Source organism: Kribbella pittospori (genome assembly GCF_004331465.1).
Lineage (GTDB): Bacteria > Actinomycetota > Actinomycetes > Propionibacteriales > Kribbellaceae > Kribbella > Kribbella pittospori.
Map to the genome: position 1 here is coordinate 42,325 of NZ_SJKB01000023.1, position 16,336 is coordinate 58,660.

Genomic DNA, 16,336 nt, shown 5'->3' on the forward strand with positions numbered 1-16,336 from the left:
TGCGTACGGGTGCGGTCATCCCTTGACCGCACCGGCGATGCCTTCGATGAAATAGCGCTGCAGGAAAAGGAAGACGACGATGATCGGCAGCACCGAGATGACCGCGCCGGCGGCCAAGCCGGTCCAGTCGATGCCGTACTCGCCGAAGAACGAGTACATGCCCACCCCGGTGGTCCGCAGGTCCGGGGCCCCGAGGGTGAACACCAGCGGGATCAGGAACGCCTGCCAGGCCTGGATGAAGGAGAAGACGAACACGGTCGCCGACACCGGCTTGGCAATCGGCAGCATGATCCGCAGATAGACGCGCCAGTACCCGGCGCCGTCGACCAGGGCAGCCTCTTCGAGTTCGTTCGGAACCTTCGCGAAGTAGCCCATGAACAACAAGATCCCGACGACGTGCGAGGGTCCGGCCTCGGCGAGGATGACACCGAAGAGAGTGTTGTTCAGCCCGATCGCGTTGATCAGTACGAAGATCGGCAGGATGGTGTAGCCCTTGGGCAGGAACATGGTCACGACGAGGACGCCGACGATGAGTTTCTTGCCCGGCATGTTGCCGCGGCCCAGCGCGTATCCGGCCAGCGACGAGACACCCAGGATGAGCAGGGCAACCCCGATCGACACGACGACCGAGTTGATCGTGTAGCGGCCGAAGCTGGCCGACGTCCACGCCCGTGCGAAGTTGTCGAAGGTCGGCTCGCTGGGCAGCAGGCCCAGACTGTTGGTGAACAGTTCGCCGGTGCCTTTGAACGCCGTCGACACCATCCAGATGAACGGGTAGATCCAGGCGAGGCAGATCACGATCAGGATCACGTGGGTGCGAACCTGCCGGATGATTCGGAGTCGGCGCCAGGCCACGCTGTTTCCGCCGTCGTTGCGTGGCCCGGACTGTTCGCTGCGTTCGGTCTTCTCTGCGTAAGTGAGCGTCATCGATCTGCTCCCTCCGACCGGTGCTGCTGCCATCGCCGCATCAACACCGGGATCAGACTCATCAGCATCACCGCAACTCCGAACAGGATTCCCACTGCTGCGGCGAACCCGAACCGCGGTGTTCCTTCGGGCTGGAAGGCATAGCGGTAGATATAGGTCTGCATGATTTCGGTCGAACCGTTCGGACCACCGTCGGTCATCACCTTCACGATGTCGAACGCGTTGAGGCTGGTGACGAACGTCAGCAGCAGAATCACCAGTCCCAGCGGCGCCAGCAGCGGAACCGTGATGCGGAAGAAGACCTGCCGCCGGCCGGCGCCGTCGATCCGCGCCGCCTCGTACATCTCCGCCGGCACCGTCTGCAGGGCGGCCAGCCAGTACACGATCGTGACGCCCATGCCCTTCCACATGTCGATCACCAGCACCGTCGGCAGCGCCAGATGGTCGCTACCGAGGAAATTCACCGGACGATCCAGGAACGTGTGGCTGAGCAGAAACTCGTTGATCGGCCCGCCGGAAGGGTCGAGCAGAACGGCGAACACGACACCGACGACGGCGGTGGTCGTCACAACGGGCAGGAACAGCAGTACCCGGTAGATGTTGCGTCCCCGCAGCGCGCTGTTGTTCAGTACGATCGCGATCAGCAGCGACAGCGGCATCTGGATGAAGATCGCGAACAGCGCGAAGATCCCGGTGTTGCGAAAAGCCCTCCAGAACAAGGGATCCGAGAAGGCGTCCCGGAAGTTCGCCAGGCCGACGAAGTCGGTCATCGGCCCGTAGCCGGACCAGTTGAACACCGAGTAGACCCAGCTGGCCACCATCGGCCAGGCCGTGAACAGCAGGTACAGCACGATCATCGGCAGCACGAACAGGTAATGCCACCGATGCCGCCACATGCGCCGCGCAAGAGTCGGGCCCTGCCGGGAACGGACCGAGACACCTGCGCCGATCAGCATTGACGGCCCCGGCTGTCCGGTTCACGCTTCACGGCAGCGTTCATGGTTCCGTCAGTCACAGGACCTCCTCTGCGGGCGGCGACTGCTCCTGATCACTGTCGCATCGACCGCCGCATGGTTCTCCATGATGAAGCTGCGTCTTCATATTGGATCGTCATCGTGGTCCGTGCGCGGTGCGCTTGTCAAGCCTGCCCACACCGTGATGGGCGACCCGCTGGGAGTTCTCAAACATGAACCCATGATCGTATATTTGAAATAAGGAAGGAAGGCGGTCATAGTGGAGCGAACAGCGACGCCTGCCGGTGGGCGGGGCGTCGCATCCAGGCACACGGGTGGTGCCGCTGAGCACCTCTCTGGGAGGAAACATGCGAGCACTCGTCCTACGCGACTTTCTCGAGCTGGTCGTCACCGTCGAGCCGGATCCGGTCCCCGGTGAAGGTGAGACGCTCGTCCGTGTTCTCTACACCGGGATCTGCGGGACGGATGTCCACGGATTCACCGGCGAGAACGGGCGGCGCGTACCCGGGCAGATCATGGGCCACGAGACCGTCGGCCGGGTCGTCGGCGCCGAGTCAGACTTCGGTGACGGTTCACTGGTCACCGTCAACCCGGTCATCTCGTGCATGGCGTGTGCGGCCTGCGAGGCCGGACGCGAACAGCATTGTGCCGAGCGCAGGATCATCGGCGTGACACCGGACATCCGTTCTGCCTTCGCCGACTACGTCGTGGTGCCGACTCGCAATGTCGTGCCCCTCTCCGACGCGATTCCGGTGCAGTACGGCGCCTTGGTCGAGCCCCTGGCTGTCGGCCAGCATGCGGTAGCACGTGGTGGATCTGCCGCCGCGGACGGCGTTCTGATCGTCGGCGGTGGTCCGATCGGGCAGGCCTGCACACTGGCCGCGCGGCGTGCGGGGGCAACTGTCGTCGTGTCGGAGATCGACCACCAGCGCCGACAGTTGGTGGCGGCTCTCGGGGCAGCGACCATCGACCCCACGGTCGACGACGTTGCCAGCGCGACGGCAGCCGCGCTGGGCCGTCCGGCAGACATGGCCATCGATGCCGTGGGCTCCTCCCAGTCGCTGGCCGCCTGCCTGGCCGCCACCGCGACCGGCAGCCGGGTGGTGCTCGTGGGCATGAACGAGCCGACGCCGGAGATTCCCGCCTTCGCCATCAGCACCGGCGAGCGGTCCGTCGTCGGCAGTTTCGTTTACAGCGCGCGCGAGTTCGCGGAGACCGCGGCCTGGGTCAGCACCGCTCCGGCCGACCTCGAGCTGCTTGTCGAGAAGACCGTCGGCCTGACTGAGGCCGGCGCCACCTTCGCCGACGCGGCCGGCGGCCGGAACGGGCCGGGGAAGATCCTGGTCGCCATGGACCAGACCGACGCGTTCGTCAGTTCACCTCAGTGACGTCTGCATGACCGCGCTCTGCCGGCTGCGAAACCTGATGGCGCCGTGATCTTCGACAGCCACTGCCACGCCTGGCGGCGCTGGCCGTACGACGCCCGTGTTCCCGACCCGAACCATCGGGGCTCGATCGGGGGGCTGTTGTACGAACTCGATGCGGCCGGGGTCGATCGAGCCGCCGTCGTCTGCGCCCGGATCGGTGCAGGGAGCCTCGCCAATGACGACAACAACGACTACGTCGCGGCGGCGGCATGTCGTCATCCGGACCGTCTTGTGGTCATGGCGGACGTCGACAGCCGGTGGCTGCCAGAGCACCACACACCCGGTGCCGCCGATCGGCTGCGCGGGGCGGCCGAGCGCTACGAGTTGACCGCGTTCACGCATTACGTTCACGACGAGGACGACGGTTGGTTCGGCAGCGACGACGGCGCGGAGTTCTTCGGCACAGCTGCTGACCTGGGTCTCGTCGCCTCGCTGTCGGTTTCTCCCAGTTGGTTCCCGGCTGTCGGGGCCGTGGCCGCAGGCAACCCGACGCTGCCGATCCTGCTGCACCACTTGGGACATCTCCGGTTGGACGACCCCGCCTTCGGCGCCGCGAGAGCAGGATTGCTGGCCCTCGCCGACCGGCCGAACGTGATGGTCAAGGTATCCGGCTTCCACTATCTGACGACGCCGTCGTGGGGATTTCCGTATCCCGACGTCTGTGAACGCGTGCTGCGGCCGATCGCCCATGCCTTCGGTCCGCACCGACTGGCCTGGGGATCGGACTTCCCGGTCGCCAGGCAGCACGTCTCGTACGCGCAGTCACTGGCGATGGTGCGCGACCACACCCCTTGGTGGACCGACGCCGAACGAGCCCTGGTCCTCGGCGGCTCGCTCGGCCGGGTGGGTCTTGACGGACCCCACCGGTCACCGTAGTTTCTCTCATGGGGAGTACACTTCTCAGGTAGAAACTGCAAGGTGAAAGGTAAGTGGTGGAGGTTCGATGACGGATGATTTCCTGCCGGTGAAGTCGGCAATTCGCACACTCAATATCGTCGACCTGCTCACCAAGAACGTCGACGGCCTCGCCTATGTCGACATCCAGGAGCGGCTGCAGTGGCCGCGCAGCAGCACATACAACCTGCTCCGGACCATGGTCGAGGCGGGATATCTCGCTTTCGATGAGGTCGATCGCAAGTATCGAATCGGGCTCCGCCTATGGGAAGCGGGCCAGGCCTACGTGCGAGGTCGTGATCTGGCCCGCCTCGCGCAGCCCTACCTGCACAGCGCTCAGACCGCTATCAACGAGACGGTGCAGCTCGCCATTCTCGACGACATGGAGAACATCTATATCGCCAAGGTCGAGTCGAAGCATCCACTCAAGCTGGTGTCCGAGATCGGAAGCCGGCTGCCTGCCTACGCGACCGGCCTCGGCAAGGTCCTGCTCGCCGGGCTCGACACCGCCGAGCTGGACCGTCGGCTGGCGAAGGTCAAGCTGCAACGGTTCACCAAGAGCACCATCGTGGACAAAGAACAACTGCGCGCCAGACTTGATCACATTCGCGAACAGGGTTACGGCACCGACGACGGCGAGTACACGGCCGGCGTCTTCTGTGTCGCGGTTCCCATCAGGGATGCCTCCGGCGCGGTCATCGCGGCGATCAGCTCATCCGTGCCGGACGTGCGGATCACCGACCAGCTTCGGTCAGCCATGATCGAGGTGCTCAGTAATCACGCCAGCCGGATGTCGACCGAGCTCGGGTACTCCGGCGATGGTCGCGCTGCCTGATCCATTACCTCACTCCGGACAGCGCAGTCGCCATCCGCTCCGCAAGTACGCGGTAGCCGTCCGCGGACGGGTGTAGCCCGTCCGGCAGGAATCGCTCGGCTTCCTCCGGGCCGAACAGCGTCAGGCCGTCCACCAGGTGAAGATTTTTGTCCCCGACGGCGGTCAGTGCCGCTACTGCCTCGGCGACCTCGTGGCGCACATCGTCAGGTGTCATACCGGCGGCGTTGCGGACACCTTCGAACCTCGGGCACCGGATCGCCGTGACGACCGCGATCGGCGGCTCCGTCTGCTGATCCCGAATGGTTTGGACGAATCCGGCCACGTGCGGCTGAAGGCTGCGGCGGTTGAACGTGACATCGGTGTAGATGTTGATGCCGAGGCACAGCGAGATCAAGTCGGCCGGTGTATGCCGGATCGTACGGGCAATGACGGGATCGAGGTGACACTGACCGGCTATGCCAAGGCAGGTCAGCTGCCACCCGCGCCGCCGCGCGACGAGGGCCGGCCAGGTCTCCGACGGTCCGGCGGCGCCACGGCATTGGCTGATGGAACTGCCGTAGGTGATCCAGGTCAACCCGGTCTCGACGGCGGGCGTCGCGTCACCCCCGATCAACACCGGCTCCTGGATGCTGAAGGCGCCGTACTGCGGCAACCACACTTCGACCTGGACAGGTCGACCCGGCAGGGGCGCACGGAGAGTGCTTTCGCCGGGGGACACCGGCAGCCTGTGCGCGAGCGTACCGTCGACGACGACATCCACCGGCGAACAGTCCTGGCCGGCCAGGACCGCGAGCTCCAGCAAGCCGGCGCTGGTCCGGAACACGGCCCGGATGCCGACGGGCATTCTCAGCTTGGCCCACAAATCAGCGTCGGCCGAGAAGGGCCGATCTTCCGGATCGACGCGATAGAAGTGCTGCCAGCCGTCGTCATCGGCAACGACCGCGGCCGCGCCGAGCCACCGCACGGCCATCAGCGCTCCTTCCTGTCGGACGCGCACACACGCCATGGTGCTTCACGACAAAGAACTGACGTCTACAAGAAAATACAGTGGCGTGGCAGTTGGAACCTTGTCAAGGTTCGACGGCAGGGCCTTGACAAGGGCGACGCGGCCGGATCACGATACACACGATGAATCTGATATGAGGATACCGTTTCGCCAGTGTGAACAGGCGAATGCCGAGCCAGGCTGGAGGATCCATGGGTGACGTATCCGCGCAGGGTGGCGCGTCGGTGACCAGGCCGTTGACGAAAGGGCCCAGCAGGCGCGAGTTCCTGCGTGCCGGTGGGTTGCTGGCCGGCGCAGTCGGCTTACCCGGCCTGATGGCAGCCTGCTCGGCGGGGGACACGCCGCCGACGGGAAGCGGCGCAGGCAAGGGCAAGGGAACAGTGCGCTTCTGGACGATTCCGGAAGGGCCCGATGACGCGACCTTCCAGCGCCAGCAGATCGACGGCTTCATGAAGCGCAACCCTGATGTGACAGTGGAGGCCCAGTTCTTCCCGTCGGCGGAGCAGTACGGCAACGCCATGCAGCTCGCGTTCACCGGTGGCCGCGACGCTCCTGACATCTTTCGCGGCAATACCGCCTCGGGCGTCGGCTTGCGGAGTGTAAAGCAGCGCGGCTGGATCCGGCCGATCACCGAGTTCGTCACCGATGACTTCAAGTCGCGTTTTCCCGACTGGGTTTATGACGCGAAGCACAGCGCGCTCTTCATCGACAAGGAAGCCTACGCGGTTCCGCAGGTTGATCCTGCGGTGCAGGCGGTCCGCATGCTTTACTACAACGTCGACGTGCTGGAGCGCTTTGGGTTCGGCGAGCCGCCTGGCACCTGGTCTCAGATGCGGGAGATGGCTTCGAAAATCACCCGGGACGGCGGCGGCAAGGTCTACGGCATGGCGCTGATCGGCACATCCCTGCCGATTGTTCTGGTTCTCCAGAATCTGGCCGGTCCGCAGTCGTACAAGGAGGACGCTCAACCGCCGATCAGCCTGCTCACCGGCAAGCCGGCGATGTCCGAACCGTCTGTCATCGAGACCATCGAACTGTTGCAGGGCATGCACTCCGACAACGTCTTCGCGCCTGGTTGGCAGACCTGGAGTACCCAGGTCTTCCAACAGATGGCGGCCGGGCGGCTCGGCATGTATCTGGGCCCCCTCTTCCACGTCAAGCAGCTGCGCCGGGCCAATCCGAAGCTCAAACTGGGCATCGCCCCGCCACCCGTTCCGGACTCTGGTCGCCGCGGCTCAAGGGCTCCCGCGGACGACGTCCTGGGCTGGTGGATGATGAGCGCCGAGGTCCGCAACCCCGAGGCAGCTTGGCGGGTGCTCGACTTCCTGGGATCGGTCGACTACCAACGGGAAGCCTTCCAGAAGCAGAAGCAGATCTCGGTCATGGACAAGGTCTACGAAGGCATTGAGATCGACGCGGACACCAAACGGATCCGCGAGATCGCGTCGCAGATCGTCCGCGTCCACCCCGATCCCTACAAGAAGGACCAGAAAGCCGCGAAGTTCTACCAGGACCTCGTCACCAACGCCCCTCGCCCGATACCGCCACAGCGCTACCTCGAAGCGATCACCAAAGGCAGCAACGTCCGGGACATGGCGGCGCAGTACGACGAGAAACTCGCCGCGGCCATCGCGAAGCAGCTGCCCACGAGTGGACTCCATGACATGTCCGCATTCACCTTCCACGACTGGGACCCGCTCACCGACTACAAGCAAGCGTAGGATGCGGCGGCATTCGATCGGGCCTCCGGTAGCGGAGCCGGTGCCCATCGATCGCCGAGCGAGGTCTTGAATGCGCGGCTCGTTTCCACGCGTCGCCCATCGTGTCTGCTCGGCCCTCGTTGGGTTCAGTGACCGGGTGACCGGACAGTGGCACTTGAGCGCGGCCTGTTCAGCGCGATCGCAGGAATCAAGGCGGAGGCTCCGCCGACCCTGGCGTGCGTTCGCGGCCGGCGACATCGTGTCGGCGTGCCGACATTTCGGGCACGGCCCTGCCCGCGAGTGCGTTTGCTTAGGGCAATGATCTGTATGCCAGCACGCAGAAGATGATGCTTCCGGACGAAGGCGTCATCTCGTCCGACCTGATGCGCAACCCGACCGGGCCATGGACACCGTCATGCTCGAGGGGTTGGCGGTATCGCCGCGGCGATACCGCCAACGGCCGGCGCGCGCGCTTCGTCCTGATCGACCGAACGTCAAATGTGCCGTCGCCGAAAGGTTGACGCCGAAATCCGTCGGACTTTATTGCTCAACATGAGCAATAGGGCTTCCACCGCACAGGACCTTCGACTCATCAACCGTGGTGCGATTCTGCGGCTGATACGAGATGCCGGTCCCCTGCCCCCCGGGCAGAGCTGGCACGACTGATCGGTCTGTCCGCCACGACGGTGGCGAAAGTGGTGGCCGAGCTGATCGCGGAGGACAGCCTCGCCGAGATCGACAGCGCGCGAATGGCGCGGATCGGTCGAGCGGCCATAGCCGTCGCGCTCGTGCCTGCGGCGTACCAGGTCCTGGGTGTGCAGGTCGGCGCCGGCTCAGTCCAACTCGGATGGTGCGACCTGCTGGCCCGGCCGGGTGCTTCGGTCGGCTTCTCGTTTGACCTGGCGACGACGCCAGCAGAGCAGGTTGTGGGGGCCATCGCAGACCACGCGGGCCGGCTGATCGGCGACAACGACCGGGGGCTCGGTGTAGGTGTGGCCGCGCCGGGACCGGTGGATCGGGCACTTCGAAGGAACCTGCTGTCGATCACTTGGCTGGCGAGACGTGGCCTTCGCCGATCGGTTGGAGGCGGCCGTGCGGCTGCCCACGGTAGTTGAGCACAACGTGCGAGCCATGGCTGTCGACGAAGCGCACTATGGCGCGGCTCGCAAGGCAGCCACTACGCTCTTTTTGTCTATCTGCGTACAGGTCTCGGTGCCGGGTTCGTGCTCGAAGGCGCACCGTTCCATCCCAGCCGGTACGGCGTGACCGAGCTTGGCCACCTCCGTGCGGTCGAGAAGGGCCGCACCTGCGCGTGCGGCGCAACGGGGTGTCTGGAGACGGTGCTCAGCGAGGAGTACTTGCGTGAGCCCAGCGCGCTGGGGACCGCCGTCACGTTCGCGAACGGCCTGGTCGACGACCCGGGCTCGACGCAGCCTGCGACGCGCGACATGTCCGTGTCTGTCCTGAGCTTCACCGGCAGTTCGTCCCTGACCCGGTTCGTCGCGTTCACCGACGACGGCGGCCTGCTCGAGAACTGCAGCGTGGATGGCGACTTCACCGGCACTGTCAGCGCCGATGCGGTTCGCTGCGCAGGTTCCGGCCATGCCATTCGAGGAACGTACAGCGACGGCGATCTGAGACTCGGGACCGGAACCGACATGGACATCGACGACGACGTGCCCGACGGAGTCGTCGGGTGCACCGGAACCGGAAACAATACCGTGATCATCAACGGCGGCCCCGTTCAGAGCTGCTGATCCGTCGGCAGCAGGCCAGGAACATCCGACAGCGAGAGGAAGTCATCGTGGCTCTTGGGCGGACAGGCAACAGCGCCGTTCTCGGAACGGCGTCGCGTGCCCCAAGGGTTGTGGGACCGCCTATGGAACACCGATGGCACTAGTGGGTGCGCCCGTTAGTTCGTCGGTGGTTGCCAGGCGGTGGGGTCGTTGAGGTAGAGGCCGCAGGCGCAGTCGAGGGCTTCGGTTGGTGTGCCGACGGGGAGTCCGCTGGGCAGGATGGAGTCTTGGTAGGTGTTGTTGCTGGCCTGGTAGATGGCGAATCCCCAGGTGGTGGCCGAACCGTTGTACCGGAGCCGGAGTAGCGGCATTGTGGCGCCGTCGGGCAGTTCGCCGTCGACGTAGGCGAATGCTCCGTGGTGGCGTATGTGTAGATCGGCCAGTTGGGGCCAGCGTTCGGCCGCGCGGCTGTGCAGACGTTGACGCAGCGAGGTCTTGGTCGACTCCGGCGGTGTTGCCATGGCGCCCAGCCTGCCATAGCTGTCATGACCTCGAGCGGCGTGGCTGCCCGACTGCGCCGAGATCGTCGGGCAGAGTTCCCAGTCCGCAGTGATGGCCAAGGGGACAAGGAAAGTTCGCGGTGTCGATGCGCAGTGCGTATGTCGTGTGTTTGACCGTTGCGCAGCGGTCGGAACTGGAAGCGATCACGCGCAGGGCCTGCGCAGAGCATCGTCAAGTAGTCCGAGCCCGGATTGTGCTGGCCGCCGCCGACGGGGAGTCCAACGCCGCCATCGGGCGCCGCCTCGCGATCGATGCCGACGCCGCCGGCAAGTGGCGCAGGCGATTCTGCCGCAGCGGAATCGAAGGATTGATCGATCTGCCGCGCAGCGGGCGGCCGTGCAAGTTCACCGCCGAGGTGGTTGCCGGGGTCAAGGCCTTGGCCTGTGAACTGCCCACCACGGCAGGGGTGGCGATGACCCGGTGGAGCTGTCCCGAGCTGGCGCGTGAAGTAGTGACGCGCGGTGTGGTCGGGCAGATCTCGGCCTCGACGGTGCGCCGGTGGCTGGCCGACGACGCGATCAAACCCTGGCAGCACCGATCCTGGATCTTTCCCCGCGACCGATATTTCGCGTCCAAAGCCGCTCGGGTGCTCGATCTCTACGCTCGCACCTTCGACGGTGAGCCACTCGGCAAGGGCGATTTCGTGTTGAGCGCGGATGAGAAACCCGGCGTCCAGGCCCGGCACCGCAAACATCCCAGCCTCGAACCGGCCGCACACCGGTCGATGCGGGTAGAAGCCGAGTACACACGCAACGGCACACTGGCCTACTTCGCCGCCTACGACGTGCACCGCGCCCACGTCATCGGCCGGTGCGAGCCCACCACCGGCATTGCCCCCTTCACCAGACTGGTGGACGAGGTCATGACCGGCGAGCCCTACGCCAGCGCCCGCCGGGAGTTCTGGGTCGTCGACAACGGCGCCTCCCACCGCAACTGGGCCGCGGCGCAACGACTCAACGACGCCTACCCCAACGCGCACATGATCCATCTGCCCGTGCACGCGTCCTGGCTGAACCAGGTCGAGATCTACTTCTCCGTCGTGCAACGCAAAGCACTCACCCCCGACAACTTCACCGACTCGACGCCGTGACCGAACGGCTGCTGGCCTTCCAGGACCGCTACACCCACACCGCCCAACCCTTCGACTGGACCTTCACCCGCACCGACCTCAACGGCCTCCCCACACGGCTCGGCAAGTACGACTCCCACACGCCACCGCCGCTGGCCGCGTAACCACCGACGAACTAACGGGCGCACCCACTAGTGTCCTGCTTCTGAAGTTCGCTACATAAGTCTAGGGTTGGTGTATGCCTAGGACTGGGCGGCCGAAGGCCGAGTTGAGGTTGACCGATGCTGAGCGTGCGCAGTTGGGGCGTTGGGCTCGGCGGGCGAAGTCGTCGCAGGTGCTGGCGTTGCGGTCGCGGATCGTTCTTGCCTGTGCCGAGCCTGGTGCAGTGAGCAAGGAGGTCGCGGCGGCGCTGGGGTGTTCGGAGTCGACGGTCGGTAAGTGGCGTCGCCGGTTTCTGCAGCGGCGTCTTGATGGTCTGGTGGATGAGGATCGGCCGGGGCGGCCGTCGTCGGTGAGCCTGGATCAGGTCGAGGACGTGATCGTGGCGACGCTGGAGTCGAGGCCGGCCGATGCCACGCATTGGTCGCAGTCGTCAATGGCGAAGCGGACTGGTTTGTCGCGGTCGACGATCGGGCGGATCTGGCGCGATTTCGGTCTCAAGCCGCACCGGGTGGACGGGTTCAAGGTGTCGGCCGATCCGTTGTTCGTGGAGCGGGTCGTCGATGTCGTCGGGCTCTACCACAATCCGCCGGAGTGCGCGGTGGTGCTGTGCGTGGATGAGAAGTCGCAGATCCAGGCGCTGGATCGGTCGCAGCCGGTACTGCCGATGATGCTGGGCATGCCGCAGCGGCGCACACACGACTACCGGCGTAACGGGATCACGTCGCTGTTCGCGGCGTTCAACGTTGCCGACGGCACCGTGATCACCGAACGGCATCGCCAGCACCGCGCGACCGAGTTCAAGAAGTTCCTGACCGCGATCGACAAGACGGTGCCAGAGAGCCTGGACGTCTACATCGTGGCCGACAACTACGGCACCCACAAAACCCCGGCGATCAAGGCCTGGCTGGCCAAACACCCCCGCTTCCACATGCACTTCACCCCGACCGGATCGTCGTGGCTCAACCAGGTCGAGCGCTGGTTCGCCTACCTCACCGACCAGAAGATCCGCCGCGGAGCCTACAAAAGCGTTCAGGCACTGGAAGCTGACACCCGCGCCTGGGTGAAGTCCTGGAACGACGACCCGAAACCGTTCATCTGGAAGAAGACCGCCGAGGAAATCCTCGACTCCCTCAGTCGCTACCTCCAACGCGTCACCGGGCAAACCGCCCGCGACCAACTTATGCAACGAACCTCAGAAGCAGGACACTAGCTGTTCCTCACTTCGATGATCGGGTTGTTCCTGGCCTTCATGGCCTGGCCGATGATCGCCAATCGAGTTCTACGCACGGCCCGGTGTCGGAGTTCGTCGGCCTCGGTTTCGTGTTGTTCGGAATGTTCGTGCAGTTGCCCTTCGCACTGATCATTCCCTGGTCCTCGACCATGTCGCGTTTCGAGAATGCAACGTGTATCTGGACTGCTGCTTCTTCCGTTGCTGACGACCACGTCGCTCGTCGGGGCGGCTCCTGGCACGCCGATCAGCACCGGCGTCACGATCATCTAATGGCTCGCGGCCCTGCCGAGGATCCCTGCGCCAGCCGCGTCCGTAGTGGCCACCCTCGTCGCCACGGATGGCCGCCGCGAGTCGACCCACCAGCCTGATGTGTTCTATGCCGAAAGGCTCAGTCGTCCAGGCGTCAGGAACGATCCTGCTGACGCGTGGTCTGTGGCTGTCCATCGAGTTCGGTAATCGCGACTGGACGACCGAGGTCACGCGAGCGGTAGGCGGCTTCGACGAACTCGGTCGCGTGCGCCGCCGCGGCGCCAGGGGCCGGATTGTCTCCGCTACCCAGGATGAGCCGGACGAGGGTGCGGGCGGGCTCTTGGCTGGGGTACGCCCCCTCGTCGGCAGCGTCGATCACCTCAACGCCTGCGCCGTACCGATGGACTTCCACCCGCCCGAGACGCAGGTTCTGGATCACGTGACCAGCCGTGCCGTGATACCGCAGCTCGTGGTGGCCGACCTCCCCTTCGGGAAGGGAGCCGGTCGACGCCACCGAGCCCACTGCGCCCGATTCGAGCCGGAACGAAACCGCGTCGACAAGATCGACCGGGAGGTCGCAGTCGGACATGTACGCGGCCACGTCGGCAGGACGTTGACCGGTCGCCCAGCTGACCATCGCCGCGGTATGACTGAGTTGTGTCTGCCCTTGCCCGCCGCCCGCGACGGCCGGGTCCCGGTAGGTGGCGGCCTGCGGCTTCATCAGGGGGTACTTCGCATCCGCGCCCTCGGCACCGGCAGCGCCGCGGTAGTGGATGCCGGCCGACGACGAATAAAAGCCCGAGACAAGCATGAGGTCGCCGATCTGTCCGTCCTGGAGAGCATCCCGGCATCGGCGCGCGGACTTCGTGTACTGATAGGTGAATCCGACCAGGAGGTGCAGGCCTCGGTCGCCGGCGAGGCGTACCAGATCCCATGCGTCTACGGACAACAACGTCATCGGCTTCTCGACGAGCACATGCACGTCGTGCACCAAGGCGGTTCGGACCACGGGATAGTGGTCGCAATGCGGCACGGCAACGATGACCCCGTCGAGCTCCGTGCCGGCGAACATCTCGTCGGCCGTCGCGTACGTCTTTGCGAGTCCGAAGTGCTGAGCGGCGACGGCGAGGCGCTGCGGGTCGGAATCCGCGAGCGCTGCGACGTCGCACTGGCCGCTGGCCAGCAGGCTGGGGATGTGGTGCCGGGTGGCCCACCATCCGGTCCCGATGATCCCGATTCGGGGACGAAACACTGCCGACCTCCGCTCGTAGTTCTGACAGGGAACTGCGTCTTCGTATTTGGGAACTACTTGACCCTCACGCGCGGGGTGGCCACTTATTCGCCCCCGAACGCACTGTCGAACGCCGCGACCGGGGCGTCGAACGCCAGCCGGCGTACGAACTGGACCGCCTCGGCCGCGCCGAGCAGCCGATCCATTCCGGCGTCCTCCCATTCCACCGAGATCGGGCCGTCGTACCCGATGCTGTTTAACGCCCGGAAGCAATCCTCCCAAGGCACGTCACCGTGGCCGATCGACACGAAGTCCCACCCACGGCGCAGGTTCGCCCAGGGCAAGTGGGAGGAAAGCCGGCCGCGCCGCCCGTCACCCACCCGAACCTTCGTGTCCTTGCAGTCGACGTGGTAGATCCGGTCAGAGAAGTCGAGCAGGAAGTTCACCGGGTCCACGTCCTGCCACATCATGTGCGACGGGTCCCAGTTCAGCCCGAACGCCGGCCGGTGGTCGATCGCTTCGAGTGTGCGTGCCGTAGTCCAGTAGTCATAAGCGATCTCGCTTGGGTGCACCTCGTGCGCGAACCGGACCCCCTCCACATCGAACACGTCCAGAATCGGGCTCCAACGGACGACGAAGTCGTCGTAACCGTCGTCGATCATCGACTCCGGGACCGGCGGGAACATTGCCACTGTGTGCCAGATGGACGAGCCCGTGAAGCCCACCACGGTGCTGACGCCCAGCTTGGCGGCGGCGCGAGCCGTGTCCATCATCTCCCGCGCCGCGGCCTGGCGGACCTCATCCGAGTTCCCGCTCCCCCAAACCCGGGCCGGCAAGATGCCCTGGTGGCGCCGATCGATCGGGTCGTCGCAGACCGCCTGCCCGACAAGGTGGTTGGAGATCGCCCACACCTTCAGATCGTGCTTCGCCAGAGTCTCCAGCTTGCGCGGAATGTAGGTTTCGTCGGCGAGCGCCTTGTCCACCTCGAAGTGGTCACCCCAGCAGGCGATCTCCAAGCCGTCGTAGCCCCACTCGGCGGCCAGTCGGCATACCTCGTCGAAAGGCAGGTCGGCCCACTGGCCGGTGAACAGCGTGATCGGTCGTGGCATAGCGGAGATCTCCTCAGAATTGGTGGTCGGGACCGGCGTCCACGTCGGTCCACGACGCCTTCTCGTCAGCGGCTCGGCCAACCGCGTCAAGGACCTGCTGCACCTGCAGCGCGTCGGCGAACGACGGACGCGGGTCCGTACCGGTCGCGATGGCGTCAAGGAAGTCACGGGCCTGGTGGGTGAACGCGTGCTCGTAACCGATGAGATGCCCCGGCGGCCACCACGCCGACAGGTACGGGTGGTCCGGCTCGGTGACCAGAATCCGGGTGAAGCCCTGCTCGCTGCCAGGTCGGGCAGCGTCGTAGAACTCCAACTCGTTGAGCCGTTCCAGGTCGAACGTCACCGACCCCTGCGACCCGTTGATCTCCACCCGCAGCCCGTTCTTGCGACCGGTAGCGAACCGGGTTGCCTCGTACGTCGCCACCGCGCCACCGTCGAGCCGGGCCAGGAACAGCGCTGCGTCGTCAACAGTGACCGGTCCGGTGCCTGCTCCCGCGGAGCCGGTCAGACTGCCGGCTCCGACCGGCAACGGTCTCTCGGTCACGAACGTCTCGGTCAGCGCGCTCACCGTGGCGATCCGCTGGCCGGTGACGAACTGGGTCAGGTCGATGATGTGTGCGCCGATGTCGCCCAGCGCGCCGGAACCTGCCTTGTCGTTCTGCAAGCGCCACACCAGCGGGAACTGCGGATCGACGATCCAGTCCTGCAGGTACGCCGCGCGCACGTGCCGGATCACACCGAGCCGTCCGGCGGCTATCAGGTCCCGCATCACCGTGACCGCGGGCACTCTCCGGTAGGTGAAGCCACACATCGACAGAGTGCCGTCGGCCCGAGCTGTCTGCGCGGCGGCCACCATGGACTGTGCCTCGGCCACCGTGTTGGCCAAGGGCTTCTCACACAGCACATGTTTGCCGGCGGCCAGCGCGGCCAGCGCGATCTCTGCGTGACTGTCACCCGGGGTGCAGATGTCGACCACGTCGATGTCGTCCCGGTCGACCAGCTCCCGCCAGCTCGTGGTGTACCGCTCCCAGCCGAGCCGGTCCGCGGCAGCCGACACGTTTGTCTCGTCCCGACCGCAGATCATCGCCATCCGCGCCCGGACCGGCAGGTCGTACACCCGGTTCACGATCCGCCAAGCCTGTGAGTGCGCAGCACCCATGAAGGCGTAGCCGACCATGCCGATTCGCAACTCGCTCTCTGCAGTGGACACCAATACCCCCAATCG

The 16,336-nt window shown here is 65.5% G+C and carries 15 protein-coding genes and 1 pseudogene; 9 read left to right on the forward strand and 7 right to left on the reverse strand.

The window, feature by feature from the left end; all coding sequences use genetic code 11:
• Window positions 1-15 precede the first annotated feature (15 nt).
• Complete coding sequence (locus E0H73_RS40925) at window positions 16-927, reverse strand: carbohydrate ABC transporter permease (protein WP_131365891.1); 912 nt, start codon at window positions 925-927, stop codon at window positions 16-18.
• Window positions 924-1,823 carry a carbohydrate ABC transporter permease gene (locus E0H73_RS40930; protein ID WP_238164601.1) on the reverse strand — a complete coding sequence of 300 codons (900 nt, stop codon included), beginning with the start codon at window positions 1,821-1,823 and terminating at the stop codon, window positions 924-926. The genes E0H73_RS40925 and E0H73_RS40930 overlap by 4 nt, the downstream gene beginning before the upstream one ends.
• Before the next feature lie 425 nt (window positions 1,824-2,248).
• On the opposite strand from E0H73_RS40930, the gene E0H73_RS40935 reads away from it, so the two are divergent.
• The 3 genes from E0H73_RS40935 (at window position 2,249) to E0H73_RS40945 (ending at window position 5,057) form a co-directional block, all read left to right on the forward strand.
• Entirely contained in the window at window positions 2,249-3,289 is a 1,041-nt protein-coding gene (locus E0H73_RS40935; RefSeq protein WP_131365895.1) for a zinc-dependent alcohol dehydrogenase, read from the forward strand.
• A gap of 45 nt (window positions 3,290-3,334) precedes the next feature.
• A complete protein-coding gene (locus tag E0H73_RS40940; RefSeq protein WP_165556055.1) occupies window positions 3,335-4,204 on the forward strand; it encodes an amidohydrolase family protein in 870 nt (289 codons plus the stop codon).
• 67 nt (window positions 4,205-4,271) lie between these two features.
• Complete coding sequence (locus tag E0H73_RS40945) at window positions 4,272-5,057, forward strand: IclR family transcriptional regulator (protein WP_131365899.1); 786 nt, start codon at window positions 4,272-4,274, stop codon at window positions 5,055-5,057.
• A gap of 4 nt (window positions 5,058-5,061) precedes the next feature.
• On the opposite strand, the gene E0H73_RS40950 is transcribed toward E0H73_RS40945, so the two are convergent.
• A complete protein-coding gene (locus tag E0H73_RS40950; RefSeq protein WP_131365900.1) occupies window positions 5,062-6,027 on the reverse strand; it encodes a GDSL-type esterase/lipase family protein in 966 nt (321 codons plus the stop codon).
• A 227-nt stretch (window positions 6,028-6,254) separates the two neighbouring features.
• Between E0H73_RS40950 and E0H73_RS40955 the strand changes: the two genes are divergently transcribed.
• The 3 genes and pseudogenes from E0H73_RS40955 to E0H73_RS40965 all read left to right on the forward strand — a co-directional run.
• Window positions 6,255-7,784: an ABC transporter substrate-binding protein gene (locus E0H73_RS40955; RefSeq protein WP_165556057.1), complete on the forward strand. Its 1,530-nt coding sequence runs from the start codon at window positions 6,255-6,257 to the stop codon at window positions 7,782-7,784.
• A gap of 665 nt (window positions 7,785-8,449) precedes the next feature.
• The gene (locus E0H73_RS40960; RefSeq protein WP_131365903.1) at window positions 8,450-8,878 is read left to right on the forward strand and encodes a hypothetical protein; all 429 of its coding nucleotides are present in this window, start codon (window positions 8,450-8,452) and stop codon (window positions 8,876-8,878) included.
• A gap of 51 nt (window positions 8,879-8,929) precedes the next feature.
• Window positions 8,930-9,520 (forward strand): annotated as a pseudogene (locus E0H73_RS40965) (ROK family protein); the annotation flags it as partial.
• A 155-nt stretch (window positions 9,521-9,675) separates the two neighbouring features.
• On the opposite strand, the gene E0H73_RS40970 reads toward E0H73_RS40965, so the two are convergent.
• Complete coding sequence (locus E0H73_RS40970) at window positions 9,676-10,020, reverse strand: hypothetical protein (RefSeq protein WP_131365906.1); 345 nt, start codon at window positions 10,018-10,020, stop codon at window positions 9,676-9,678.
• 125 nt (window positions 10,021-10,145) lie between these two features.
• Here E0H73_RS40970 and E0H73_RS40975 point away from each other — a divergent pair, with 125 nt between their 5' ends.
• The 3 genes from E0H73_RS40975 to E0H73_RS40980 all read left to right on the forward strand — a co-directional run bounded on the left by E0H73_RS40975 (window position 10,146) and on the right by E0H73_RS40980 (window position 12,501).
• A complete protein-coding gene (locus E0H73_RS40975) occupies window positions 10,146-11,150 on the forward strand; it encodes an IS630 family transposase (protein ID WP_272949194.1) in 1,005 nt (334 codons plus the stop codon).
• Window positions 11,147-11,293 (forward strand): hypothetical protein, encoded by a 147-nt coding sequence (locus E0H73_RS46770; RefSeq protein WP_202867830.1) that lies wholly within the window; start codon window positions 11,147-11,149, stop codon window positions 11,291-11,293. The genes E0H73_RS40975 and E0H73_RS46770 overlap by 4 nt, the downstream gene beginning before the upstream one ends.
• A gap of 74 nt (window positions 11,294-11,367) precedes the next feature.
• The gene (locus E0H73_RS40980) at window positions 11,368-12,501 is read left to right on the forward strand and encodes an IS630 family transposase (RefSeq protein WP_131365907.1); all 1,134 of its coding nucleotides are present in this window, start codon (window positions 11,368-11,370) and stop codon (window positions 12,499-12,501) included.
• A gap of 424 nt (window positions 12,502-12,925) precedes the next feature.
• Here E0H73_RS40980 and E0H73_RS40985 read toward each other — a convergent pair whose 3' ends face one another.
• The 3 genes from E0H73_RS40985 to E0H73_RS40995 form a co-directional block, all read right to left on the reverse strand.
• Window positions 12,926-14,023: a Gfo/Idh/MocA family protein gene (locus E0H73_RS40985; RefSeq protein WP_165556058.1), complete on the reverse strand. Its 1,098-nt coding sequence runs from the start codon at window positions 14,021-14,023 to the stop codon at window positions 12,926-12,928.
• 83 nt (window positions 14,024-14,106) lie between these two features.
• Window positions 14,107-15,111 carry a sugar phosphate isomerase/epimerase family protein gene (locus E0H73_RS40990; protein ID WP_131365911.1) on the reverse strand — a complete coding sequence of 335 codons (1,005 nt, stop codon included), beginning with the start codon at window positions 15,109-15,111 and terminating at the stop codon, window positions 14,107-14,109.
• A 13-nt stretch (window positions 15,112-15,124) separates the two neighbouring features.
• Window positions 15,125-16,321 carry a Gfo/Idh/MocA family protein gene (locus E0H73_RS40995; protein ID WP_131365912.1) on the reverse strand — a complete coding sequence of 399 codons (1,197 nt, stop codon included), beginning with the start codon at window positions 16,319-16,321 and terminating at the stop codon, window positions 15,125-15,127.
• Window positions 16,322-16,336 lie beyond the last annotated feature (15 nt).